We start from the raw sequence: 22,206 nt of genomic DNA, 5'->3' as shown, positions 1-22,206 counted from the left end.
AAAAACGGACTTTCTTATCGAAGGTCCGTTTTGATTCTATCTAATCTCACAACTCGATCAAACAAACTGATAACAGGTCTTTGTTCTTTCGTCCAGATCAGATCATCCACATGATAATGTCCGTGAAACCAAATTTGATAATCTAATTTCTTTTCTATTTTATCTAAAAAAGAATGCAATTCTACAGTTTCCGCAGGATACCCATCCATCGAAACAGAATAACGTTTTGAAAAAGGATGCGATGCGAACACATCGTGGGTGAGAACATAATCTACCTTCCAGCCAACCCGTTCCAGATTTTTCAAAGCATTTTGGCATTCTCTTTGATCACAAATCTCTTCTGCCCACCAATTCTTGTGCTCTGTACGATACATCCGATCATGAGAATAGCCTCCGCCAAAGGCAAAGAATGTCTCTCCCTGAAGCTGAAAAATCTCTCCTCTTTGTAAATGATAGATATTCTCGCGGATACGATGCACCTTGCCGCCCTTCCATTCTTCTACAGGGTAAGATTTCAAAACATCAAAATTCTCATGATTGCCATCGATAAATAAGGTCGTCCAAGGCAGAGTTTCCAACCAATTGAGCCAAAAGCGATCGCCGCTGGCACCATCCCAAATACATCCAAAATCGCCACAAATAATCAAATAATCATCCCGATTCATCTGTAATCCTTCTTTAAACTCATCGGGATTGATCTTATGAATGTCGATTTCACGATGCGTATCACTTGTCAAATAAATCATAAATCTGTAAAACTCCTAAAAACATAGAAAGTGCCTGATTTCTCAGGCACTAGTTTTATTCAACTCCTAGAATAAATGAGTAGACAGGCTGTTTACCGTCATGAATCTCGACTTCTGCTTCACTGATTTCTTCAATATAGTCAGCGATCACCTGTGCCTGTTCTTCATTGGACTCTTGCCCATAGATCAAAGTGACAAGTTCACTGTCCTCATCTAGCATCCGATCTACTAAACGTTTTGTTGCTTCTAAACAATCCGGACAAGAAACAACGATATCTTTTCCAAAGATTCCCATGTATTCATCTTTCTTGATTTCCAATCCTTCGTAAGTCGTATCCTTGATCGCATAAGTGACTTCTCCCGACTTAACATGATCGATTGCTTCCTGCATTTCTTCCAGGTTCTCTTCTAATTCAACTTCTGGATTAAACATCACGCAAGCACTGAGCCCTTGTGGAATCGTCTTTGTAGGTAATACATGAATATCTTGATCTTCACAAACTTGCTGTGCCTGTTGTGCCGCCAATACAATGTTGGAATTATTTGGCAAGATCAGAATATGATCTGCATTCAGCTTTGCAATAGCACTGACAAAATCCTCTGTGCTCGGATTCATAGTCTGGCCACCGCCTATCACGACATCAGCCCGCAGTTCTTTGAACATCGCATCGACTCCAGATCCTGGTGCCACAGTGATAATAGCGTATTTCTTGTGTTCTTGCGGTGCTGATTCTGGCAGAGTCTCTTCTTTTTCCAAGATGTTGTCATGCTGTTCTTGCATGTTTTCTACTTTTAATTTCACAAAACGACCTTGTCGTTTCCCCATTTTAATCGCCGTTTTCGGTTCTAAAGTGTGAACATGCACTTTTACCAAATCTTCATCTTGCACACAAACGATCGAATTTCCAATCGTTGCCAGTTCTTCCCTAAATTGTTCTTCGGAAAAATGACGCATACCGTTTTCGTTTAATCGCAAGATAAATTCAGTACAGAATCCATACTCTTCTTCCTGGCCCTCTACGCGCGTCTGAGAAGCATCTACATTCGATGTACTCTCGCTAAGTTCAACAACTTCACCCTTTAAAGCGGATAAGAAACCTTCAAGAATCACACATAAACCTTTTCCTCCGCTATCCACAACGCCGACTTCCTCTAAAACAGGAAGAAGTTCCGGGGTTCTTAATAAGGATTCATTGGCTTCCTCCACCATTTTCTGCATAACAGCTACACAATCTTCAACTTCTTCAGTCACTGTGTATGCATATGTATAATCCGCCGCTTCTCGAACAACGGTCAAGATCGTTCCTTCTACAGGGCGCATAACAGCACGATAGGCCACGCGAGATCCATTGACAAGCGCATTCGCCAACTGCATCGCATCGATCTCTTCCAGATCTTCCACTGCCTGATAGAATCCTCTAAAGATCTGTGATGTGATGACGCCAGAATTACCCCGCGCCCCCATCAACAAACCGCGAGACAGCGTTTTACAGATCTTTCCCACTGTAGGAGCATCTTCCTTTAAAGCATCCTTCACTCCATTTGAGAAAGTCAGATTCATATTTGTTCCCGTATCTCCATCTGGCACGGGGAACACATTTAATGCATCGATCTCCGCTGAATGATTTGCCAGGTTATTCATTCCTGATTTCAGCATATCCTTCAGCAATCCACTGTTGATACTTTCCATCGTTACACCTACTTCTCTAAACGTACGCCTTGAACATAGATATTAACTGCCAGGCATTTTACTTCCAATGTTTTTTCCAGGACGTATTTTACTCGTTTCTGGGCTTCTGTCACCACTTCACTTAAACGAATCCCTTGTAAAGCGATGATGTATAGATCCAGCACTAAGCCTTCTTCTTTCTGGCTTACAACGACACCGCGGGCATAATTTTCCTTCTTTAACAATTCTGCCCATCCATCACGGATCGTCTTCTGACTTGTCATTCCAATCACACCGTAGCTTTCTGTGATGGCGCCGCCGGCTAAAGATGCGATCGCATCCAAAGAAATAGAAATTTGTCCGTATTCTGTTGACTTATTAATAGGCATAAAAATACCTCCTGTTCGTACAAATAATTATACTCTATTCCCTATCAATTTACCACATCAAACGATAAGGTCGTTTCATTCCAACGATAATAAGTTGAAGTTCCAGGATCATAATAAAGATCCAGCGCAGCACTATACTGCATCCCAAAAGCGCTATCATCAACGACCCAATCTGTCGCAGTTGAATAATAATCCTCTGGCTGTTCTTCTGCTGCAGATGCATCTTCTTCTAATGATTCATCCGTGGTTGCTGTTTCTTCTGATGCTTCTTCGCCTTCAGAATTTTCTTCTGATTCCTGCTCTTTTTTATCTTCTTCTTTTTTTGAAGGATCAAACGAATCACAGTTTACTTTTTCGATTGCTGAATTTTCTGAATCTAAGAAAAGACATGCATTTTCTCCTTGCAAAGACGATAACAAACTCGTATAGTTCGAAAGCATATACAAGGAATCCAATGAAGTGTAAATCTTATTTCCATCTTGCATCGTGATTTGAAGCATATTGGCATCATAACTGGATTCATACGGAACAATTTCTGCGATCTTCTCAATGATCTCTTTCCCTAAAACATCTTGGTGTTCCTGAAATTGTTTTTGGAGATTTTGTCTTTGTTTTTTTGTAAAACCGGCAATTAAAGGAAAATGCACAATATCTTCCAGATGATCTTCTGTAATTTCAATGGGATCACCTTCTAAAGGCAGAGCATAATTCTTATTCTCAGAAACATAATATCCAATAACTGTTTGCTCAGTAATCTCTATTTTTAATATCTTGCCTTCTTGATAAACAGAAGCGCTTTGAACCAGAGGAAGACTCTCTAGGCGATCTTCCAAGACAAACTTTGGCGTCAGTAAAGGTCTTGTCTGCGTTGAAATCTTTGCAGTCTGGTAAAGCTCTGCATCAGAATAAAAGGTATTCCCTGTACAAACCAAAGCCTTGATTCTTGAATCTTCGGAAAAGAAGTAAACAAAAAAACTAGACATGCAAAAAACGAGAACGCAAAGGATGGAAGTCGTTCGAATACTGAAACGAAATTCTCGCTTTTTTAAACGACCTACCAAATCAAGCGCTCCACTTCTGTGATCAGATCAATACCATATTCTTCTTTTGCCCGTGTTTGGATCAACTGAATCAAATCCAAAACATCCTGACATGTCGCTTTTCTATCCGCATTCACAATAAAATTAGCGTGCTTTAAAGACACTTGCGCTCCTCCGATCTGATGACCGCGAAGCCCAAGCTGTTCGACCAGCTTCCACGCAGGAATCGATGCAGGATTACGAAAAACACTTCCCGCACAAGGCATTTCCAATGGTTGAGATTCCATTCGTCTTGTCCGCCGAGAATCCATCAGTTCTCGAATTTCTTTCTGATCCGATGGCTGCAAATGAAAGCAGCCGCCTAAAATAATCCAATCTTTGTTTTTTTGAAACGCAGAGTGACGATAACTATAGTCCAGATCTTTTGGATCCATCCATTCCATCTTCTGATCGTGCAGCACTAAAACTCCTTTTAGAATCGATGCCATGTCTGATTTATAGGCACCTGCATTCATATAAAGAGCCCCGCCAATCGATCCAGGGATCCCGGAAGCAAATTCCAGACCACTTAGCGAACGTTTCATTGCTTCCACAGATAAGTTGATCAACGAGCATCCCGCTTGGGCAATCAAATGATCGTCTTCAAAGAAAAAATCATTCAAAGTGCGATCCAGATTGATGATTGCGCCATGAAAAGGAGCATCGCTGCATAAGATGTTTGATCCCCTTCCAAGTATATAATAAGGCAGTTTTTCTTCTTTTAAGATCTGTAAGATCCGCATTAATGCCATTTCATTTTTCGGATAAATATAATAATCGACCGGACCGCCAATACGATAGGTCGTGTGTTTCTTCATAGGCTCTTCGCATAGCACTGCCCCATAAACTTCTAATCTTTCTTTCATCGTCATTCTATTTCCCCCTCTTATGTAGAATGATACATTGTCGACACTCCTCGATAATGTCATATGCTGCATTTGGTTTCCCCAGCTCCAAAGCATTTTTGCATACCAGCTGCATCTTCTTTTCATCTAAAAACAGTTCAACAATCGCCCGGTGTAAAGAATCGGCATTGAGATCCTTTTCCTCGATCATCAATGCTGCCCCTTGATCAACCAGTACACTGGCATTATAAAACTGATGATTGTTAGCCACATAAGGGCTTGGAATCAAGATGGAAGGAAGACCTAAAGCAGTCACTTCCGCCAAAGTAGTTGCGCCTGCCCGACAGATCATTCCATCGACTTTCTCATATATTTTTAATGTATCCACATAACCTACGACATGGACATGATCCATGCCCTCAAATAAAGCAATATCTTCTAAATTATCTTTCCCACATACATAGAGAAACTGAAGATCTTCTGTGACTCCTTTTAGGGCATCCTTCATCAACTGATTAACACTGCTGGACCCTAATGAGCCCATCATGATCAAAATCGTTTTCTTAGCGGGATCCAAACCCAGTGAATCATAATAATCCGTATCCAGTTTAGCTTCTTTAGCAATCGTAGCTCGCGGATTCCCCAACAAAACCGTTTTTTCTTTCGGGAAAATCTCTGAACATTTTTCATAACACGTTATGATGCGATCCACCTTGTTCATAACCAATTGATTGGCTTTCCCAACGATCGAATTTTGTTCATGGATCATTGTGCAGATTCCCAAAGCATGCCCTGCCAAGATGACAGGCGCAGAAACATATCCCCCGAAGCCGATCACTAGATCTGGTTGAAAAGACTTTAAAATCTTTTTGCTTTTTTGATATGCAAAAAAGAGCTGACCGACCGCCTTCATCTTGCGAATAGGCGATCCAACCAAACCCGATGTATGAAGCGATGTGAATGGATACCCTCTTTCTGGAATCAATTGGGCCTCCATTCGATCATCATTTCCAATAAATAAAATATCACAGGCCGGATCTTTTTCTTTAAACATATCCATCAAGGCCAACGCCGGATAAATATGTCCTCCCGTGCCTCCCGTTACACAAGCTATTTTCATATCTGAATAAGTATATCACAAAAAAACTAGATTCAACGATTTTTAGTCTACATTGATCGGTTCTTCTGTCTTATTTAGCTTTCCCATCAAGATGAGCCGCTGATCACTATCGAACCCGTAATCCAAATCACACGTCGACAAGGTCACGAAATTTCCCTCAGATACGTCCACATCATTCTGGTATTGAGCCTTATTTTTCATTTCTGATAGTCTTTCCTCTCTAAAGTCTCCGAATGAAGTCGTATAGTATACCGAACCATCTATATCCTTCGCAAAGAAAACGATAGAGCATTCATAATTGGCAGAAGGCGTCAGCAGATAAAAAAACGGATGTGATGCAAAAAAATCAAGATCATCAAAATTAGAAAGTGCTGTGAACATACCGCCGATATCCACTGAATGTCCATAGATAATTGAATTATCCTGACTAAAATCAGCAGGAGCATCCGCATCCAAAAAGATCGATCCCATGCGATTTGCTTCTTTATTGACCGTATGATCTAAGTAGTATGAATTATCCTCGCCCTGAACGACTGGATAGGAAATCTCACAATCCGGCACTACGATCCAAGCAATAATATCCGGATTCTGCGCCTGCAGCGCTTGCCAATCGGGTTCAAACCCCTGATCGGTCACCACCAGTTTTTCCAATTCTTTTGTTTCCTCTTGGACCGTGTTCTGGGTTGAATAGATTGTCCATAACTGATATGCACTAAAACCAAATACAACGATACAAACAATCATCAATATACGATATGCCCATTTTTTCATACCCCCATATTAAACTATCTGGCTGCTTTTGCGCAATAAAAAAGGGAGTTCACACTCCCTGATACGGATTATTTTGTCAGTAAACCAGCAGCTTCTTTATCCACAACCACAGTAACATCTGGGTGATTTTGTAATGCGGAAGCCGGCATATCTGTTGTCACAGGCCCTTCGACCATAGCTTTCACTGCTTCAGCTTTATCTTTTCCTGAAGCAACCAACAAGATCTTTTTCGATTTCATGATTGTTCCGATTCCCATAGAAATTGCCTGTTTTGGAACTTTGTTCATATCGTTGTCAAAGAAACGAGCATTTGCTTCGATCGTACTAGGTGTCAAATCCACGATATGAGTCAATTCATCAAATGATGTACCTGGTTCATTGAACCCGATATGACCATTACGTCCAATTCCTAACAACTGCAAGTCAATGGAAACTTTATCCAGTTGTGCTTCATATGCTTCGCAATCTTCTTTGCAGTTTCCATAAGGAACATGTGTGTTCTCAGGATCAATATCAATATGATCAAACAGATTCTCTTTCATGAAGGTGTAATAAGATTGTGCATTGTCTCGGTCAATTCCCACATATTCGTCTAAGTTATATGTTCGAATACTTTTGTAGCTTGTACCATTTTCTTCATGATCTTTGATCATGCACTGATAAAGTCCCACTGGAGAACTTCCGGTAGCCAATCCTAATACGACATTACCTTTTGCGACAACTTCTTTCATGACTTCAAAAGCCTTAGCCGACATTTCATCATAATTTTCACATACAATTACATTCATAGTAATACCTCCGTCATTTATTCAAATTATAACATACAGGAAATCGTTTCAAAGCTCTTTTTTTGTAAACGTTTTATCTTTTTTAGTGGGTTTACACTTTTATACTTTTTATTTGTAAATTTTACGAAAAAAATAAACTTGTACAAATAGAAATAGTATAATAAAGATATCGTAGGAGGAAATGTTATGCCAAAACAAAACCCGTTATTAAACATCATAAAACGGCAAAAACAAGGAGAAGCCGTAGGGATCTATTCTTGCTGCTCCAGCAATGCTTTTGTCATCGAGGCGGCCATCGAAACTGCTGTCAAACAAAATTCATGTGTATTGATTGAATCCACCGCAAACCAGGTTGATCAAAATGGCGGATACTCCGGAATGACTCCGAAAGATTTCTATGCATATTGCCTGAGCGAAGCACAAAAAGCCGGCCTTCCAGAAGATCGCATCTTCTTGGGTGGTGATCATCTTGGACCTTTGACAGTTTCCAACAAGCCAGAAGCGGAAGCCATGGAATACGCAAAGACTTTGGTTCATGATTATGTCCGTGCTGGTTTTACAAAGATCCATATCGATACTAGTATGAAAGTGGCTGATGATGATCCAAATATTCGTTTGAGCGATGAAACTATTGCCCGAAGAGGTGCCACTCTCGCAAAAGTATGCGAAGAAGCTTATCAAGAGCTTTTAGAAGAAAAACCAGATGCGATCCATCCAGTCTATATCGTTGGAAGCGAAGTTCCAATTCCTGGCGGTGCCGTTAGCGAAGATGCCGGCATGCAAGTCACGAAACCAGAAGATTTTAAATCAACAGTTTCCACTTTTGAAAAAGCGTTCGAAGAAATGGGTATACAAGATGCCTGGAAATATGTTATGGCTGCTGTTGTTCAGCCTGGTGTTGAAGAAAAAGATGCCGGATGTGAAGAATATGATCGTGAACGAGCCAAAGAGTTGATGGCCTCCATCAAAGATTATAATAATCTTGTATTTGAAGGCCATTCTACAGATTATCAAACAAAGTATAAATTAAAGGAACTCATCGAGGATGGTGTAGGCATCTTGAAAGTTGGTCCGGGATTGACTTATGCTGCTCGCGAAGGGATTTTCTCTTTATGCATGATCGAAGAGGAATTAGCAAAAGTCTATGGTTTTGAAACAAGCCATTTTAAAGATGTATTAGATGAAGTGATGTTAGAAAATCCAGGTAAATGGGCTCCATACTATCATGGAACAGAAAAAGAAATTGCCTTCAAACGTCAATACTCTTTCTCCGACCGTTCTCGTTACTATATGCCAAATCCAAAAGTTCAAAAAGCTTTGGATACATTATTGAGCAATTTAAAAGAACATCCGGTTTCCCTTCCATTGTTGTCGCAATACATGCCGATCCAATATACGGCAGTTCGAGAAGGAAAACTGGAAAATACACCTGAAGCCTTGATCAAAGCCCGCGTTGCTTATACGATCGAAGAATATACATTCGCCAGCCATCAAGAAAAACTGGTCAACGAATAATACGACAAAAGCCGATCCCAAACGATCGGCTTTTTTATTCTTCTTCAAAATAAAATAATTCTTCAAATCTCTGATCCAAGGCAATACACAAAATCAACGCCAATTTTGCGGTCGGATTAAACTGTCCCGTCTCAATCGAGCTGATGGTATTACGAGATACCCCTACCAGTTCTGCCAAAGCAGCCTGAGAAAGTCCTTTTTCTTGGCGTACCTCTTTTAACCGGTTCTTTAAAATCAACTCATCCTGCATGCCCGACTCCATAGATTCCTAAAAATAACATAAGAAACCCCGCAAAACTGATCAGGATCCAAATTAAAGAAACTTTCTTTTTTAATAAAACAAATCGTGAAAGACCAAATATGATCCCAAATTCAAAAAGCAGAAACAATGTTAATTCGTATAGAGAAAAAGTGACTTCCCCCATCCGAATCTTCCCATGAATCACGTTAAGATAGGAAAGAAAAGAAACAATCATCAAACTCGCCGCAAGGATCGCAAAACTGATCGAATAAGATTGGTATTTTAATAAACGTTCTCTTTCGTCTCCCTTTTTATTTTCATAACGGCTTTTTGATAAAACATCTTCTCGATTCATAAAAAATACCTCCAAAGAGATTTGATCACAATTCCAGCGCATAGGATAAAACACGCGAATAGATAGACCAAATATTTTTTCTTTTTACGAATTTGATATTTTGAATAACATTCGACACCCATACCTATAAACCAGATCAATGACATCAATATGTCAAAAGGCATTTGGATCCCAAGAATTGTTACATCTCCCGAAGCTAAACCTATACAGCCCAAAGCCATTAAGCTTCCCGACAAAATGGCGATGGCCTTAAATCCGTTGTTTTCAGCGGATTTTGTCAGCAGCACTTCTCTTTCATCACCATCTATATTCTCATTGCGACTTCTTCTCAGAATCTCATCTTTGTTCATGACAATACCTCCTTTGCCAAGTGTTCTTGTCAACTCTATTATTACATTGCCAAGTATACTTGTCAATCAGACGACCGAAAAAGACAAGTAATGATCCAAGTCATCCAATATTTTTTTTATAAACTATGGTAAACTGGAATTATGAATAAAAACACTTTAAAAAAGTTGATCCTGGCGATCAATGGAAGCAGCTTAGAAAATCCAACCCGCCATGAACTGATCTTAGATGTACAAAAAGAAACACAATTTTCTAAACGATATATTGAATCGACACTCAACACCTTGCAAAGGCATCATGCCTTAGAATGGATCGGCGATGAAGTGGATCTCTTCCCTTGTGCTGTGATCTTTGCCCGGGCAAAACATAATAGTATTCCCGAGATCCTGGCATTTTGGGAAATGTTTAAATTTGAAAAAGAGTTATTGGCTGAATGTGATATCAAGATCAAAGATAAAAAAATTTATTCGTATATCGATCGCATCAAAAAAGAAGATCCCCACAAGATCATCAGTGATACATTATCCATTCTATATACGGATTCCATTATTCACAAAGATTCTTCGATTCCTTATAAGAATCAAGATCGGGAAATGGTCAATTTAGAATGCAAAGATTTTCTCTTAAAGATCATGCCAAAGCGAGGGATCCCGACAAACCGTGATATCTCCAAAGATCTGCAAGTTTTTTTCAAAGATACGCTAATGCATGAATTTGATCGAACCTGCCCGATCTGCGGGATCCATATGCCGCATATGTTGATTGCGAGTCATATCAAGCCTTTCCGAGACTGTGCGCATATCTTTGAGGCCGCAGACCACAACAACGGATTGCTTCTATGCAGAAATCACGATTTCTTATTTGACCAGGGCTATATTACGTTTGGCCCCAACGGAAAACTCATCATGTCCAGAGATTTAAAACATCCGGAGCATTTTGCCCTCCATGATCTGGATCCTAAATTGATGACAAAGAGTCGTCAATTGTATATGGAATATCATCGAAAACACATTTTTAGAGATCCTCTCTAAACTTTTCAAATATTAAAAATCATAGTAGAATAGGAATACATTTGGGAGGATTTCTATGAGTCAAAAACAATATCCCGTACTCTATGCCACAAAAACTAAAGGGACCTTTTTTAAACATTGCAGTATCAATCCGACGCTCTACTTTGAGATGATCAAAGACGAGGAAAGGGCTAAAACCGATGCAGACTATAACTTATATATGGATGCGATGGTTGATGAATGTTATGATGCGTTGATCCATAAATTCATCACGTCTCAGCCATTAAAAGTAACCAATGACAAGATTCCTTTCTTGATCTTTAAAAGCAATGTTGATATGCGTGTTGTCAAGATGTTTTGTCAGGCCATTCTTGACGAAGTGTATGAAAGCACGGGAACTGATCATCAAGCAAAATATATGGAATTAAAGACAATGTTCATGCAAATGGATAAAGATCCATCTCCTTTTAAAGCCGGCAAGGTGGGAGAAAAATTAACACAGTCTTCGATATTCCAAGATCAATTACAAATCTTGGAAGGTAGTCATAAAAAGATTGATTCGGGAATCATTACACCTTTTAAAGAATACATTCTCTTAAAACAGGAAAATACTCAAAACAAATCAGATAGTAATGAAGATATCGTTGAATGGTAAGCAGAAACGCTTGCCATTTTTTTATTTGAACAAGAAAAAAAGAGCTTCGAATACGAAGCCCTCTTTTTGTGGAAATTAGAGAGAATTTGCTTTTAATTAAGCAACTACCTGCCAAGGAACTGGTACTAGTGGTGTATAAGTTCCTGCCCAGATACCGAAGATACCACCAACGATACCGATAACAAGGAACAATCCAATACACTTAACAGGAGTCCATCCCTTTTTAGAAATTAAGAAGTAGCACATTAAAGTAAACAGTAATGGAATCAAGCAAGGCAAGATCATGTTCAAGTAATCTTGAATGTTGATAAATACGTCTACCATTGTTTCGCCATCTTCAGCAACAGTCTGTCCATTAGGGATAGAGATACCTAATTTAGTTCCAGAACCATAGTTAGAAATCAAGGCACCAACAACAAATACACCTAATACGCTAGCAGCATGTGTAAAGGCTTTGGCATTAGCAGTCATCATTTGAACTGCTTTCATACCTAAGTTGTAAGACCAATACATCAAGCCATAACGCAATGCCATTTCAACACCAAATGCGATGATGAAGTAAAGGATCGGTCCGATAATACTTCCTTCAATAGCCATGTTTGCAGTCAAACCAGCAGTGATAGGAATCAAAGTATACCAGAACAATGCATCACCAATACCACCTAAAGGAGCAGCAACTGAAATACGAACAGAACGAATAGTCTGAATATCAGTTTTAGCTTGTTCCATTGAAAGAACAATACCCATAACGAATGTTACAGCAAATGGGTGAGTGTTCAAGAAGTCCATGTTATGAGTCATGGATGCTGCCAAATCATCTTTGTTCTTATGAACTGCTTGAAGACCAGGAAGCATTGCCCACAACCATCCAGCAGATTGCATACGTTCATAGTTGAAGCAAGCTTGCAGCTGCATTGAACGCCAAACCATTTTATTTAAGATTTTCTTCTCAACTCTAGGTGCTGGAGTAGTATCTTTATAAGTTGTCATTACATTAGATTCCATCACTTACACCTCCTTGCTGAGCATTCTTTTCCATTGTTGTAAGTTTAAAGTCTAACAGTGCGAAGCATACACCTACGAATGCAACTAAGATCAATGTAGCGCTAGCCAATGGTTCGATATTTCCGATAACCAAAGCGAATACGAAACCAGCCAACAGCCATCCCCAAAGATCGTTTGACATCATGATCTTCAACAGGATACCGAAACCTACGAAACGCATCATTCCACCAGCGGCACTCAAACCACCCATGAACCAAGAAGCATTGTCAGCTAAAGACTGTAAAGGTTCAGACATTGCAGTACCACCAACATAAGCAATGATAGCGATAACAGCGAATAATCCACCTAAGCAAAGCATATGAATGTTCAAAGCTTTAGTGATTCCTTTAGGATTACCTTCAGCAGCAGCTTTGTCACACATTGACATCAAACCAGAAGCTGCAGAGAACAGCAATGTAACGATGTACTGTCCGAATGTAGCAAAGATCATACATGCACCTAAGGCAGCATTTACATCTAACTGAGCTTTAACAGCGAACACCATAGCAACAACGCTACCTAATACAGCGTTCGGAGGCTGAGCTCCACCAACAGGCATGTTACCGATCATCATCAATTCGTATGTACCACCAACTACTAAACCAGTCTGAACATCACCTAAGATGATACCCATGATTGGACAAGCGATGATAGGACGATAGATGATTTCAGTTAATGAGAACTGGTCGATCGCAAAGATAAAAGTTACGACAGCCAATAACACTAACTCAATAATATTAATGTCCATAAAAACTTTCTCCTTAAATTATCAATAATTATTTCCAAAGTTTGTCAAGGCTTTCCGGAGCAATATCCGGTACACGTTGAATCTCTAATTCAACACCAAGTTCCTGCAATTTTTTGAAGCAGGCAACATCATCATCATTTACCGCAACAGAAGTTGCAACCTGACGTTTTCCTTCGGCCATATGCATGTTTCCAATATTTACTTTCTTAATTGGAACACCACCTTCCACAAGTCTTAATACATCTTGTGGAGTCTCGCAAATAATAAAGATTTTCTGTGCAGGGCTGGCTTTTCCAATAATGTCGATCGTTTTCTGAATAGAGAAGAAACGAGTCTGAGCATAAGCTGGAGCTGCCATGTTCATCAATCCCTGACGGAATTCATCTCCTGCAACAGCATCGTTTGCCACCAACAGCAAGTTAGCACCTAAAACACCACTCCACTGTGTAGCAACCTGACCATGAATCAAACGATTGTCGATTCTTGTCAACAGAATGTTTGGCATATTCTCTCTCCTTTCTGAATGATAGCGCTTTCTTTCCACGGAAATCTATCTGGTATCATTATACTATGAGAATGATTTTTCCCTTTACACATTTTGATTAGTTGTTTATACTTTTTAATAGAGAAGATGATTTTTAAAGTTAATTTTCTTAAAAATTCACTTCATTCTATTCATTTTTAACCCACATTGTGATTGATTTTAAAAAAAAGGAGAGTTTTCATGCTAAAAAGAACAACAAATTATTTATTCCAAACCTTCGGAAGTGTCTTTTATGATATGAAAAGCGCCGGGCAAAACAGTGCCACCATTTCCAATACGATTCAAATCGACAATAAAAGCTTCGACTCCTATTATTATTCCAGCACCTCTGTTTATTTATCTTGCCAAAGCGGAATCGTAATGCTGGTTGTCAGCAAAGATGGAATCAACTACAGTGAATTTGTTATTCACCGTGTCATCCGTTTAAACCCAGGGGTTTATTTTAATTTTGTATCAATTTCCAACACAAGCAAGATCCATATTGCTTATGCCCCTACCGGCTTAAATCAAAAAAAGATGAAAGTGCCTTATATCTATGAGCGAATCGTCTCCAAAATCGATTTAAAAGAAATCTTAACTTGTTTTTATCAAGTTCGAAAATCGAATTATGATTTTCCCGGAGAAAGCCATGACTTTTATGAACTGACATACATTGACCACGGTTCCCTTCATATGACGATCGATGGCAAGCCTTATCAATTGAATAAATACGATCTGATCATTTATTATCCTGGACAATTCCACACCCAGAGCACAGACGAACACAGCACTTGTTCTTATCTAACAATTACTTTTGATATGAAGAATGATATGGACGCCTCTTTAATGAACCGTGTTTTTAAAACTCGAAAAGATATCTACAATGTGTTGTCCGCTTTTATGAAAGCTATTCAATCCAAAGAATATCTCAGTGAAGAATTAGCTTTGCTTTATCTTAAAGAAGTGTTGATCTTGCTGTATCAGTTTGACACCAAGAGCGACGAAGAATCTAATATCAACCCGATGCAGGAACATTATGAAAATACACTGCTCAATGAGATTCTGGTCTTCATCCACAACAACCTCTTTACCGCATTTACTGTGGAAGACCTCTGTCAAAAATTCTCGATCTCACGAAGCAGTCTACAAACACTATTTCGTTCAAATATCAACATTACGCCAAAACACTACATTTCTAATTTGAAACTCAATCAAGCTAAATTGCTGATTCAGGAACATAAATATACGATATCTGAGATCTCTGACATGCTTGGTTTTACTTCAATTCATTATTTTTCACGTAAATTCAAATTGCAGTACGGCATGTCCCCTACAGATTACGCAAAATCGATCAACCAATAAAATAAGCGAGCCATATGCTCGCTTATTTTTATACGATTTAGATTCCGTCAGATACTTCGATCTTTTCAACTGGTTTGTAAACGAAGCGAACGACTTGATCCTTGCCAACGTTTACAGCAGATTCCGCAAGATCTTTTACACTTTCAGAGAAAGTTCTTGTTAAATTGATCTCAACCAACATTCCTAAGTTCGTTCCGGCAATGACTTCAACATTTCCGCGAGGGAATCCGATTTCCACGCTCGTTTTGAAAGGTGAACCACCTGCTAAATCACTTAAAACCAGAATTTCTTTGCATTCTGAAAGAGAATCCATAGCTTCTGTGAGTTTTTTTGCCAAATCATCTGTTGAATCCGTTTCTTCAAAATCAACAGCTACATAATTTTGAGGTTCTCCGGCAATCAGCTTTAGACTGCTTGTCAGTCCCGAAGCAAAATGTCCGTGTCCTGTTACAATCAATCCAATCATCGTTTTTCCTCCTACTTTGCAGTGTATGGGTAAATCGTTACCCCCTGAACAACACGGTTTACTTCTCCTGTTGGACATGGATTATCCGGTGTACAGTTCATTGAAATGGATTTATACAATCCCAATACTTGAGCGACCAAGATATAGTCAAGACCCAAGAAGATATTGTCTTTTGGTGCATCCAGATCAAAACTGATATAAGTATCTACCAGTTCACGAATCTCTGGATAATCATGACCAGCTACTGCCAAGATACGATTTTTCTTTCGCTGTCCGCTCATTTCTTTCACAAGATCGTATTCATACTGTCTCTGGTATGGATCATCTGAAATGTAAACAACCGTCAATGCCTGGTCATTGATTACGGATTTTGGTCCGTGACGGAAACCTAATGGACTGTCAAAGAATGTTGTTACTTGACCAGCCGTTAATTCACAAGTTTTCAACTGACTTTCTTGAGCAACACCTTTCAAGCAGTTTGCTCCTAAATAAATCAGACGGTCATAATAGAAATCATTGATCAGATCAACAACTTTAGTATATCCTTCATCTAAGAACACCTGTCCTTGTTCGATGACAGATTTCATAGTTGCTTCCATTTCATCTAAAGCATCCAAGCGGAAGCACAGAACGCTTGCCAGATACATATTAGAGAAACTGGATGTCATCGCAAAACTCTGGTCATGAGTTTCTGGAGTCAAATTGATGCAGTAAGCATTATCCATTTTTTCTGCCAAATGTGATAAAGCACCGTCTTTGTTACAAGTAATGAACAAATGATATACATTTTCTTTACAGATCTCTTCTGCCATTTGTACACTACCCACGCTTTCCGGTGAATTTCCAGAACGTGCAAAGTTGATCAATAAAGTCTTTTTGTTACGAGAAAGATAGTTTTCTGGTGTTTCTACGATATCGGTAGAAGCATAGCTGCTGGCATGGAAGTCCGTATAACGGTTTACATAAGAATACACCGCGTTTCCCACATATTCACTCGTTCCACCACCTGCAAAAATGATCTCAATGTCTCCGGCATTCAAGATTGGATCGAGGAACTTTTTCAAATCCTCTTTTTCTGCTTTAATTTGTGCGATCGTTTTAGCCCAAGTGTTTGGCTGCTGGTAGATCTCTTGTGCTGTATAGGTTGCAGTCAGATCTGCCCAAGTATTTTTGTCTTTTCCTAACATGCTTTTTTCCTCCTCTGAAATCGCTTCCCTTGTACTTTTTATTATACCTTTATTTTTAACTTTTTAAATTTATATGTTCATTTCTGGTTAAAATATGCAAATTTGTTGTCTTTTTTCGATAGAATTTGTAATCTTTTGCGCTTTCTTTTATAATAACCCCTAGAAACGAGGGAAGATTTATGGCAAGAAATTCAAAAGTCAAACAGGAAATCACAGCTCCTGTTGGACTCAACTTATATCAGGATGAAAAAAATCGAACGATCTATAAACATCCATTTTTAAAACAAGCGGTTTATATTCCCACTTATGATTATAGAACGTTTGAATTATATCGAAAGCGATATATCTTGGCGATTTCCGTATTCGTCGTTTTATTTACTTTATTAAATGAATGGTTTGGCGTCCCTTTCTGGGTATCTATTGCGATTTCTGTTTTAGTATGGTTATTTCTGGAATGGAAGTTTTATAAATTTTTGCAGACCGAACAACCGGTAAAGAAGTTCCAGCCAAAAACCTATAAAGATTACTATGCTAATTTTGAAGCCCAGGGCACCGAAAAAATCGTTCTGAAAACGATTCTTTATCTTCTGTTAGGAGCTTTGATTGTTTATAACAGTTATTATTCTAATTATCAAGGCCTTTATATTATTGCCAGCTGGGCAGTTCTAGCACTATGTATCGCTTACGCGATCTTTCAAATCGTCGTCCTTGTCAGAGTCAAAGCAAGAAAAAACGCGGGATAACCGCGTTTTTATAATGCTTCATAAGAATACTCTGTTTCAAAAGTTTCGCCTGGTTCCAAGCACATCGTCCCTTCACGTGTATAGAAGTCATCATGGCCAGGTTCAAAATCCGCATGACCATACCAAGGTTCGATACAGATAAAATCGGATTTCTTTTCATGTGTCCAAATGGCAAGATAAGGAAATCCGTCAAAATGGAACCGGATTCTTGGTTCTCCCTTGTAACAAACTGTCAGATATTTTGACTGCAGATCTTGGTAGATAATCGTCAAAGCTTGATAAATCTCTTCATAACTCAGCTTCCACTCTTTAAAAGTCACATCCTTTAATTCATGCGGCTGACGATCGATCAGCATCTGTTTAGCATGCTCTTCCTTTTCAAAAACAAAAGAATAGTCCTCAAACACTTCTCCTGGTTTTTGAGGAATGCGAAAGGCAGGATGCAAGCCAAAAGTAAAAGGCATGGTTCTCACTCCCGTATTTGTGATCGAATAGTGGATCTTGCATGTTTTTTGTTCCAGGGTATATCTCATTTCATAGTGGAAATCAAAGGGATATTGCGCTTTTGTATCTTCATTGGAATCAAAAGTAAAGAGAATCGCATCCCTTTCTTGTTTTCCTTTCAAATCAGCATAACGAATCAACCCATGATTTTTCATCGCATATGTTTTTCCATCAATTTTATAATCTTTTGTCCAAGTGTTTCCTACAATTGGAAACAAAGAAGGATTTCTTCCTGACCATCCCTGATCACCTTGATAAAGAAGCTCCACATTTCGATCTTTATCTATAAAGTGTTTCATCTGACCAGCTTGTTCCATACATTCTAAACGAACGTGTTCATTTTCCAATACATATTCCATTTTGTACTCCTCCTAAATCAACTGATTCATTTTAAGATACTGGTAGACTCCATCTTGATCCACACTTTTTATCACTTCATCCGCTACAGCTTTCAGACGCGGATGTCCATTTCCCATACAAAGTCCATGATCGGCACCCTTGAGCATGTCAATATCATTTTCACCATCTCCAAAACAATAGATCTCACTCAAATCAAAAGCTTTCTTGCACCAATTGACGCCATTGATCTTATCAACACTTTTTTCACGAATTTCAACCGCATGTCGAAAATCCACAAAGCTGCAGTCCTTCACACCTCTCTTGATCATCTCTACATTTGAAGGATCATTCAAAAAGATCAAAACATTCAACACTTCCTGATTGGTATAAGGGGCATAAGTAGGTGCACATAGGTAAAGCTTAAAATACGCATGATGTGCTGACACCGTAGGCAAAACCGCCCAAAAATTTCCAAAAGAATTGCTGTAGCGCCATATCCATCCATGCCTTTGACAAAGATCCTGGATCTGCTTCATGCTGGAAGAAGGAATCTTCACTTTAAAAAGATCATTGCCTTCTTTATCAAGAATTCGAGCACCTCCTTCTAAAATGCGTCCATCGAAAGGAAATTGCCGCAAAGAGCTTGGTAAATGATCTAATTCTGCCATGGTTCTGCTGGTTGCCAGAAAAACCCGATTTCCTTTCTCTTTTAAAATATTCAAAGCTTTGATGGTATTTGAAGATACATCGTGTGTTCGATGGGTATACAGTGTTCCATCAAGATCAAAAAAATAACCTACCGCCATACGATTATTATAAACAAAAAAACCGAGTTTTCACTCGATTTCTAAAAATTCTTTGATTTCTGGAAGTCTAGCCTTGGTTTCATCGTATCCCAGCTGATACCATGGTTTCAGCTTTTTAGGATCCGTCGTATAACGAGTTACCCCCAAATCCTGATGAGGGCGAAGAACTAAGGCTTTATTTTGAGATTCTAACTCATGAATCGTTTCCCACTGCTCATTATAGCGTTCATGCCTTTTTTTCAAAGCCGCTGTGATTTCAGGATCGCGATACATTATATTAGATAAAGCCAACTGGTATTTCGGAGCCGGCTTACGTACATAACCCTCTTCTTTAGTCGATACCACGATATGTTTCTGATTTCCTTGACGAATGCTTTGGTGGATGCTGATCATATCGATCAGCCCTGCATCCATATATTTGATTCCTTGAAACTGATAAGGTTTACACAAGATCAAAAGAGCACAGCTTGCTTTGATCATCGTCTGTTCAGGATCAACAAAACTTTGGTCATAATACTCTACTTGATGAGTCTCCATATTATACAGGCCAATTTCCATTTTGGTACTGCTTTGATTCAGAGCTTTGAAATCCAGCGGTTCCCGACTCTCAATAAAATCATTGGTCGCTTCAATACCGAATATGCTGCCCTCCTTCAGAAGCGGTCGCAATCCCACGACCCCTTTTTGACAAGGCGCATCGATTCCAGTTACTTTTAGGCGTTCCGTTTGGCGAGATGTATAACTCAACAAGATCTCACTGCCAGCTGAGATCCCCACACAGTAAGGTAAATATATTTTATAATCTAGAAAACAATGTAACACTCCAGCAGAATAAGCCGCTTTGGTTCCTCCGCCTTCGCAAACTAAGCCTGCCTTGACCATTACCGATCCCACTTTCTGATCACGCCAGAATCTTTCGCTGCCTGCTGGACAGCTTTTGATACAGCAGGGACAACTCGAGGATCTAAGGCTGAAACTATAATATTATCCGGGGACAGTTCTTCCTCGGAAATCAAGGAAGCAATCGCAAATACCGCCGCCTTTTTCATCTCGTCATTGATCTTTGTAGCCTGTGCATCCAAGGCACCTTTAAAGATCCCTGGGAAAGCCAAAAGATTGTTGATTTGATTTGGATGATCACTTCGTCCTGTTCCGACTACATATGCTCCGGCTTCCTTGGCATCTTCTGGTTCAATTTCCGGAATCGGATTTGCCATGGCAAATACGATCGCTTTTTCATTCATGCTTTGAATCATTTCTTTCGAAACGATATGCCCTGCGCTGACGCCAATGAAAACATCGGCATTTTTTAGTGCATCAGCCAAAGTGCCTGTCCGATGATGAATATTCAAGCGATCGATCAACGCTCTTTGTCCGCTTGTCAGCTCCATGTTCTTCTCCAAGATTCCTTGTTTATCCACTAAGATCACATTGCCCAACTCCAGATCCAGCAATAATCGGGCGATTGCACAACCAGCACTTCCAGCCCCGTTGATCACAATATTCGGATTCTCTTTTTTCACTAACCGAAGCGCGTTGACGATAGCGGAGCTGACTACAATAGCCGTACCATGCTGATCATCATGGAATACCGGGATCTGCATTTTCTCCTGCAGTCGTTTCTCCACTTCAAAACAACGAGGCGCTGCGATATCTTCCAAATTGATTCCTCCAAAACTAGGTTCCAAAGAAGATATGATCTGCACCAGTTCATCGGTATCTTGAGTATTCAGGCACAAAGGAATGGCATCCAATCCGCTAAGGGCTTTAAAAAGAACACATTTTCCTTCCATGACAGGCATCCCTGCTTCCGGACCAATATTTCCCAATCCCAGAATAGCACTTCCATCGCTGATCACCGCAATCGTATGGCCTCTTCCGGTGTAGGTATACGAAAGCTTGGGATCTTTTTGGATCTCTAAACAAGGAGCTGCCACCCCGGGCGTATACGCTATGGAAAGATCATCTCGATTCTGGATCGGCATTTTAGGTACCGTTTCCAACTTTCCGTTCCATTCTGCATGATAACGTAATGCTTCTTTTGCGTAATCCATATTTTCTCCCTCCTGAAATAGAAAAAACATAGAATGCTCTATGCTTTTTGTTTCTTGATTTTTAAGATAGATTCTTCGTATGGCGTTCCGGCACAATGCTTTAAAGCCAGATCAAAAACACGATTCATATTATCGATGTCGTTATTATAAGAGTATTGAAGACCAAGCAAATACTCCAAAGTTCCAACGGCCATCTCTTTAGAAGGATCCATTTCAGACTTGCCATCCCATAAGCGATCAATGCGATCTTGAATCTCTTGAATGTACCTGCTTTCTCTTTTGATCAGGATACTATATTGAATCTCCAGATCTTGGGATGCACTCGGGTCGATACTTTGCACCAAATCGATCATATCGCGCGTTTTCTTGGCTCGGCCTAGTCCGATATAGTAATAAAATGCACGCTGGTACAGCGCTAACTTTTGCTGTTTTTTGATGCGCATATTCAACATCATATTCAATTGCTCTTCAACATCATCCTTACGATTTTGCGCAATATATCCGCTTAATCGCATGTTTTCACGTTCAAAAGCACTCATGCTCATCTTACACTTAAAAGAATCTAACGTATAATAAAAAGTATCGAAATCTTCTTCCATGATCTCTTGGTTCAAATTAGTCCAAGTTCGTTTTCTTAAATAATACGGTACCGCTATCAGACAAAGAGCCACCAATACCGTCGCTATAATATATCCCATACTCTCTCTCCATGCTAAAATGTCTGTTTACAGAATACCCTAAAACATATATTTTGTAAATAAGAAGGTAGTTTTGAGAATTCTCGTACTAAAAAAGACAAAAAAGCGGGTATCCAAAATAATTAGGGGTCTTCAATTTGGGGGTCTATTTAGGGGTCAATCTAGGGGACCATTTTAGGGGTCTGTGAATTGACCCCTTTT

The 22,206-nt window shown here is 39.4% G+C and carries 26 protein-coding genes; 5 read left to right on the top strand and 21 right to left on the bottom strand.

Annotated features, from left to right (window positions below; genetic code table 11):
* Nucleotides 1-14: 14 nt before the first annotated feature.
* From HNQ43_RS03830 to nagB, 8 genes are all read right to left on the bottom strand, one after another.
* A complete protein-coding gene (locus tag HNQ43_RS03830) occupies nt 15-746 on the bottom strand; it encodes a metallophosphoesterase family protein (protein ID WP_183374951.1) in 732 nt (243 codons plus the stop codon).
* Between the two features lie 55 nt (nt 747-801).
* The gene (locus HNQ43_RS03825) at nt 802-2,436 is read right to left on the bottom strand and encodes a DAK2 domain-containing protein (protein ID WP_183374949.1); all 1,635 of its coding nucleotides are present in this window, start codon (nt 2,434-2,436) and stop codon (nt 802-804) included.
* An 8-nt stretch (nt 2,437-2,444) separates the two neighbouring features.
* Entirely contained in the window at nt 2,445-2,804 is a 360-nt protein-coding gene (locus tag HNQ43_RS03820; protein ID WP_183374947.1) for an Asp23/Gls24 family envelope stress response protein, read from the bottom strand.
* Between the two features lie 44 nt (nt 2,805-2,848).
* Entirely contained in the window at nt 2,849-3,787 is a 939-nt protein-coding gene (locus HNQ43_RS03815; RefSeq protein ID WP_183374945.1) for an FtsQ-type POTRA domain-containing protein, read from the bottom strand.
* A 71-nt stretch (nt 3,788-3,858) separates the two neighbouring features.
* On the bottom strand, nt 3,859-4,755 hold the full coding sequence (murB, locus tag HNQ43_RS03810; protein ID WP_183374943.1) for a UDP-N-acetylmuramate dehydrogenase: 897 nt from the start codon (nt 4,753-4,755) through the stop codon (nt 3,859-3,861).
* 1 nt (nt 4,756) lies between these two features.
* Nucleotides 4,757-5,848 (bottom strand): undecaprenyldiphospho-muramoylpentapeptide beta-N-acetylglucosaminyltransferase, encoded by a 1,092-nt coding sequence (murG, locus tag HNQ43_RS03805; protein WP_183374941.1) that lies wholly within the window; start codon nt 5,846-5,848, stop codon nt 4,757-4,759.
* 42 nt (nt 5,849-5,890) lie between these two features.
* A complete protein-coding gene (gene srtB, locus HNQ43_RS03800; protein ID WP_183374939.1) occupies nt 5,891-6,619 on the bottom strand; it encodes a class B sortase in 729 nt (242 codons plus the stop codon).
* Between the two features lie 68 nt (nt 6,620-6,687).
* Nucleotides 6,688-7,407, bottom strand: coding sequence for a glucosamine-6-phosphate deaminase (gene nagB, locus HNQ43_RS03795; RefSeq protein WP_183374937.1), 720 nt, complete (start codon nt 7,405-7,407; stop codon nt 6,688-6,690).
* 186 nt (nt 7,408-7,593) lie between these two features.
* Here nagB and HNQ43_RS03790 point away from each other — a divergent pair, with 186 nt between their 5' ends.
* On the top strand, nt 7,594-8,922 hold the full coding sequence (locus tag HNQ43_RS03790) for a class II D-tagatose-bisphosphate aldolase, non-catalytic subunit (RefSeq protein ID WP_183374935.1): 1,329 nt from the start codon (nt 7,594-7,596) through the stop codon (nt 8,920-8,922).
* A 34-nt stretch (nt 8,923-8,956) separates the two neighbouring features.
* Here the strand turns inward: HNQ43_RS03790 and HNQ43_RS03785 are convergent, their stop codons facing one another.
* Genes HNQ43_RS03785 through HNQ43_RS03775 form a run of 3 tightly spaced genes read right to left on the bottom strand, consistent with a single transcriptional unit; the run spans nt 8,957 to nt 9,868 of the window.
* Nucleotides 8,957-9,172: a helix-turn-helix transcriptional regulator gene (locus HNQ43_RS03785; RefSeq protein ID WP_183374933.1), complete on the bottom strand. Its 216-nt coding sequence runs from the start codon at nt 9,170-9,172 to the stop codon at nt 8,957-8,959.
* A complete protein-coding gene (locus HNQ43_RS03780; RefSeq protein ID WP_183374931.1) occupies nt 9,162-9,518 on the bottom strand; it encodes a DUF6442 family protein in 357 nt (118 codons plus the stop codon). The genes HNQ43_RS03785 and HNQ43_RS03780 overlap by 11 nt, the downstream gene beginning before the upstream one ends.
* Nucleotides 9,515-9,868: a DUF6442 family protein gene (locus HNQ43_RS03775; protein WP_183374929.1), complete on the bottom strand. Its 354-nt coding sequence runs from the start codon at nt 9,866-9,868 to the stop codon at nt 9,515-9,517. The genes HNQ43_RS03780 and HNQ43_RS03775 overlap by 4 nt, the downstream gene beginning before the upstream one ends.
* 141 nt (nt 9,869-10,009) lie before the next feature.
* Between HNQ43_RS03775 and HNQ43_RS03770 the strand changes: the two genes are divergently transcribed.
* Together HNQ43_RS03770 and HNQ43_RS03765 are read left to right on the top strand one after the other, a co-directional pair.
* The gene (locus HNQ43_RS03770) at nt 10,010-10,897 is read left to right on the top strand and encodes an HNH endonuclease (RefSeq protein ID WP_183374927.1); all 888 of its coding nucleotides are present in this window, start codon (nt 10,010-10,012) and stop codon (nt 10,895-10,897) included.
* A gap of 55 nt (nt 10,898-10,952) precedes the next feature.
* Entirely contained in the window at nt 10,953-11,531 is a 579-nt protein-coding gene (locus HNQ43_RS03765; protein ID WP_183374925.1) for a hypothetical protein, read from the top strand.
* Nucleotides 11,532-11,627: 96 nt separating this feature from the next.
* On the opposite strand, the gene HNQ43_RS03760 is transcribed toward HNQ43_RS03765, so the two are convergent.
* Genes HNQ43_RS03760 through agaB form a run of 3 tightly spaced genes read right to left on the bottom strand, consistent with a single transcriptional unit; the run spans nt 11,628 to nt 13,828 of the window.
* A complete protein-coding gene (locus HNQ43_RS03760) occupies nt 11,628-12,536 on the bottom strand; it encodes a PTS system mannose/fructose/sorbose family transporter subunit IID (protein ID WP_183374923.1) in 909 nt (302 codons plus the stop codon).
* Entirely contained in the window at nt 12,526-13,323 is a 798-nt protein-coding gene (locus HNQ43_RS03755; RefSeq protein ID WP_183374921.1) for a PTS mannose/fructose/sorbose/N-acetylgalactosamine transporter subunit IIC, read from the bottom strand. The genes HNQ43_RS03760 and HNQ43_RS03755 overlap by 11 nt, the downstream gene beginning before the upstream one ends.
* 28 nt (nt 13,324-13,351) lie before the next feature.
* Nucleotides 13,352-13,828, bottom strand: a complete 477-nt coding sequence (agaB, locus tag HNQ43_RS03750; RefSeq protein WP_183374919.1) for a PTS galactosamine transporter subunit IIB — start codon at nt 13,826-13,828, stop codon at nt 13,352-13,354.
* Nucleotides 13,829-14,047: 219 nt separating this feature from the next.
* On the opposite strand from agaB, the gene HNQ43_RS03745 reads away from it, so the two are divergent.
* Nucleotides 14,048-15,208: an AraC family transcriptional regulator gene (locus tag HNQ43_RS03745; protein ID WP_183374917.1), complete on the top strand. Its 1,161-nt coding sequence runs from the start codon at nt 14,048-14,050 to the stop codon at nt 15,206-15,208.
* Between the two features lie 37 nt (nt 15,209-15,245).
* Here HNQ43_RS03745 and agaF read toward each other — a convergent pair whose 3' ends face one another.
* Nucleotides 15,246-15,674, bottom strand: a complete 429-nt coding sequence (agaF, locus tag HNQ43_RS03740; protein WP_183374915.1) for a PTS galactosamine/N-acetylgalactosamine transporter subunit IIA — start codon at nt 15,672-15,674, stop codon at nt 15,246-15,248.
* A gap of 11 nt (nt 15,675-15,685) precedes the next feature.
* The gene (locus tag HNQ43_RS03735) at nt 15,686-16,861 is read right to left on the bottom strand and encodes an SIS domain-containing protein (RefSeq protein WP_183374913.1); all 1,176 of its coding nucleotides are present in this window, start codon (nt 16,859-16,861) and stop codon (nt 15,686-15,688) included.
* A 179-nt stretch (nt 16,862-17,040) separates the two neighbouring features.
* Between HNQ43_RS03735 and HNQ43_RS03730 the strand changes: the two genes are divergently transcribed.
* Complete coding sequence (locus HNQ43_RS03730) at nt 17,041-17,604, top strand: hypothetical protein (protein WP_183374911.1); 564 nt, start codon at nt 17,041-17,043, stop codon at nt 17,602-17,604.
* A gap of 8 nt (nt 17,605-17,612) precedes the next feature.
* On the opposite strand, the gene HNQ43_RS03725 is transcribed toward HNQ43_RS03730, so the two are convergent.
* The 5 genes from HNQ43_RS03725 to HNQ43_RS03705 are packed head-to-tail and all read right to left on the bottom strand — an operon-like array spanning nt 17,613 to nt 22,005.
* Complete coding sequence (locus tag HNQ43_RS03725) at nt 17,613-18,467, bottom strand: aldose epimerase family protein (protein ID WP_183374909.1); 855 nt, start codon at nt 18,465-18,467, stop codon at nt 17,613-17,615.
* Nucleotides 18,468-18,479: 12 nt separating this feature from the next.
* Nucleotides 18,480-19,253 (bottom strand): HAD hydrolase family protein, encoded by a 774-nt coding sequence (locus tag HNQ43_RS03720; protein WP_183374907.1) that lies wholly within the window; start codon nt 19,251-19,253, stop codon nt 18,480-18,482.
* Between the two features lie 30 nt (nt 19,254-19,283).
* A complete protein-coding gene (locus HNQ43_RS03715; RefSeq protein WP_183374905.1) occupies nt 19,284-20,135 on the bottom strand; it encodes a patatin-like phospholipase family protein in 852 nt (283 codons plus the stop codon).
* A complete protein-coding gene (locus tag HNQ43_RS03710; protein ID WP_183374903.1) occupies nt 20,135-21,307 on the bottom strand; it encodes an NAD(P)-dependent malic enzyme in 1,173 nt (390 codons plus the stop codon). The genes HNQ43_RS03715 and HNQ43_RS03710 overlap by 1 nt, the downstream gene beginning before the upstream one ends.
* 38 nt (nt 21,308-21,345) lie before the next feature.
* The gene (locus HNQ43_RS03705; RefSeq protein ID WP_183374901.1) at nt 21,346-22,005 is read right to left on the bottom strand and encodes a hypothetical protein; all 660 of its coding nucleotides are present in this window, start codon (nt 22,003-22,005) and stop codon (nt 21,346-21,348) included.
* Nucleotides 22,006-22,206 lie beyond the last annotated feature (201 nt).

It is taken from the genome of Faecalicoccus acidiformans, assembly GCF_014202635.1.
GTDB lineage: Bacteria > Bacillota_I > Bacilli_A > Erysipelotrichales > Erysipelotrichaceae > Faecalicoccus > Faecalicoccus acidiformans.
Note: the sequence above shows the minus strand (reverse complement) of the source record. Positions and strands in the feature narration are given on the sequence as shown.

Excerpts from the sequence above, each read along its gene's own strand:
- HNQ43_RS03830 (WP_183374951.1), bottom strand. The coding sequence starts at position 746 with ATGATTTATTTGACAAGTGATACGCATCGTGAAATCGACATTCATAAG.
- HNQ43_RS03825 (WP_183374949.1), bottom strand. The coding sequence starts at position 2,436 with ATGGAAAGTATCAACAGTGGATTGCTGAAGGATATGCTGAAATCAGGA.
- HNQ43_RS03820 (WP_183374947.1), bottom strand. The coding sequence starts at position 2,804 with ATGCCTATTAATAAGTCAACAGAATACGGACAAATTTCTATTTCTTTG.
- HNQ43_RS03815 (WP_183374945.1), bottom strand. The coding sequence starts at position 3,787 with ATGTCTAGTTTTTTTGTTTACTTCTTTTCCGAAGATTCAAGAATCAAG.
- murB (WP_183374943.1), bottom strand. The coding sequence starts at position 4,755 with ATGACGATGAAAGAAAGATTAGAAGTTTATGGGGCAGTGCTATGCGAA.
- murG (WP_183374941.1), bottom strand. The coding sequence starts at position 5,848 with ATGAAAATAGCTTGTGTAACGGGAGGCACGGGAGGACATATTTATCCG.
- srtB (WP_183374939.1), bottom strand. The coding sequence starts at position 6,619 with ATGAAAAAATGGGCATATCGTATATTGATGATTGTTTGTATCGTTGTA.
- nagB (WP_183374937.1), bottom strand. The coding sequence starts at position 7,407 with ATGAATGTAATTGTATGTGAAAATTATGATGAAATGTCGGCTAAGGCT.
- HNQ43_RS03790 (WP_183374935.1), top strand. The coding sequence starts at position 7,594 with ATGCCAAAACAAAACCCGTTATTAAACATCATAAAACGGCAAAAACAA.
- HNQ43_RS03785 (WP_183374933.1), bottom strand. The coding sequence starts at position 9,172 with ATGCAGGATGAGTTGATTTTAAAGAACCGGTTAAAAGAGGTACGCCAA.
- HNQ43_RS03780 (WP_183374931.1), bottom strand. The coding sequence starts at position 9,518 with ATGAATCGAGAAGATGTTTTATCAAAAAGCCGTTATGAAAATAAAAAG.
- HNQ43_RS03775 (WP_183374929.1), bottom strand. The coding sequence starts at position 9,868 with ATGAACAAAGATGAGATTCTGAGAAGAAGTCGCAATGAGAATATAGAT.
- HNQ43_RS03770 (WP_183374927.1), top strand. The coding sequence starts at position 10,010 with ATGAATAAAAACACTTTAAAAAAGTTGATCCTGGCGATCAATGGAAGC.
- HNQ43_RS03765 (WP_183374925.1), top strand. The coding sequence starts at position 10,953 with ATGAGTCAAAAACAATATCCCGTACTCTATGCCACAAAAACTAAAGGG.
- HNQ43_RS03760 (WP_183374923.1), bottom strand. The coding sequence starts at position 12,536 with ATGGAATCTAATGTAATGACAACTTATAAAGATACTACTCCAGCACCT.
- HNQ43_RS03755 (WP_183374921.1), bottom strand. The coding sequence starts at position 13,323 with ATGGACATTAATATTATTGAGTTAGTGTTATTGGCTGTCGTAACTTTT.
- agaB (WP_183374919.1), bottom strand. The coding sequence starts at position 13,828 with ATGCCAAACATTCTGTTGACAAGAATCGACAATCGTTTGATTCATGGT.
- HNQ43_RS03745 (WP_183374917.1), top strand. The coding sequence starts at position 14,048 with ATGCTAAAAAGAACAACAAATTATTTATTCCAAACCTTCGGAAGTGTC.
- agaF (WP_183374915.1), bottom strand. The coding sequence starts at position 15,674 with ATGATTGGATTGATTGTAACAGGACACGGACATTTTGCTTCGGGACTG.
- HNQ43_RS03735 (WP_183374913.1), bottom strand. The coding sequence starts at position 16,861 with ATGTTAGGAAAAGACAAAAATACTTGGGCAGATCTGACTGCAACCTAT.
- HNQ43_RS03730 (WP_183374911.1), top strand. The coding sequence starts at position 17,041 with ATGGCAAGAAATTCAAAAGTCAAACAGGAAATCACAGCTCCTGTTGGA.
- HNQ43_RS03725 (WP_183374909.1), bottom strand. The coding sequence starts at position 18,467 with ATGGAATATGTATTGGAAAATGAACACGTTCGTTTAGAATGTATGGAA.
- HNQ43_RS03720 (WP_183374907.1), bottom strand. The coding sequence starts at position 19,253 with ATGGCGGTAGGTTATTTTTTTGATCTTGATGGAACACTGTATACCCAT.
- HNQ43_RS03715 (WP_183374905.1), bottom strand. The coding sequence starts at position 20,135 with ATGGTCAAGGCAGGCTTAGTTTGCGAAGGCGGAGGAACCAAAGCGGCT.
- HNQ43_RS03710 (WP_183374903.1), bottom strand. The coding sequence starts at position 21,307 with ATGGATTACGCAAAAGAAGCATTACGTTATCATGCAGAATGGAACGGA.
- HNQ43_RS03705 (WP_183374901.1), bottom strand. The coding sequence starts at position 22,005 with ATGGGATATATTATAGCGACGGTATTGGTGGCTCTTTGTCTGATAGCG.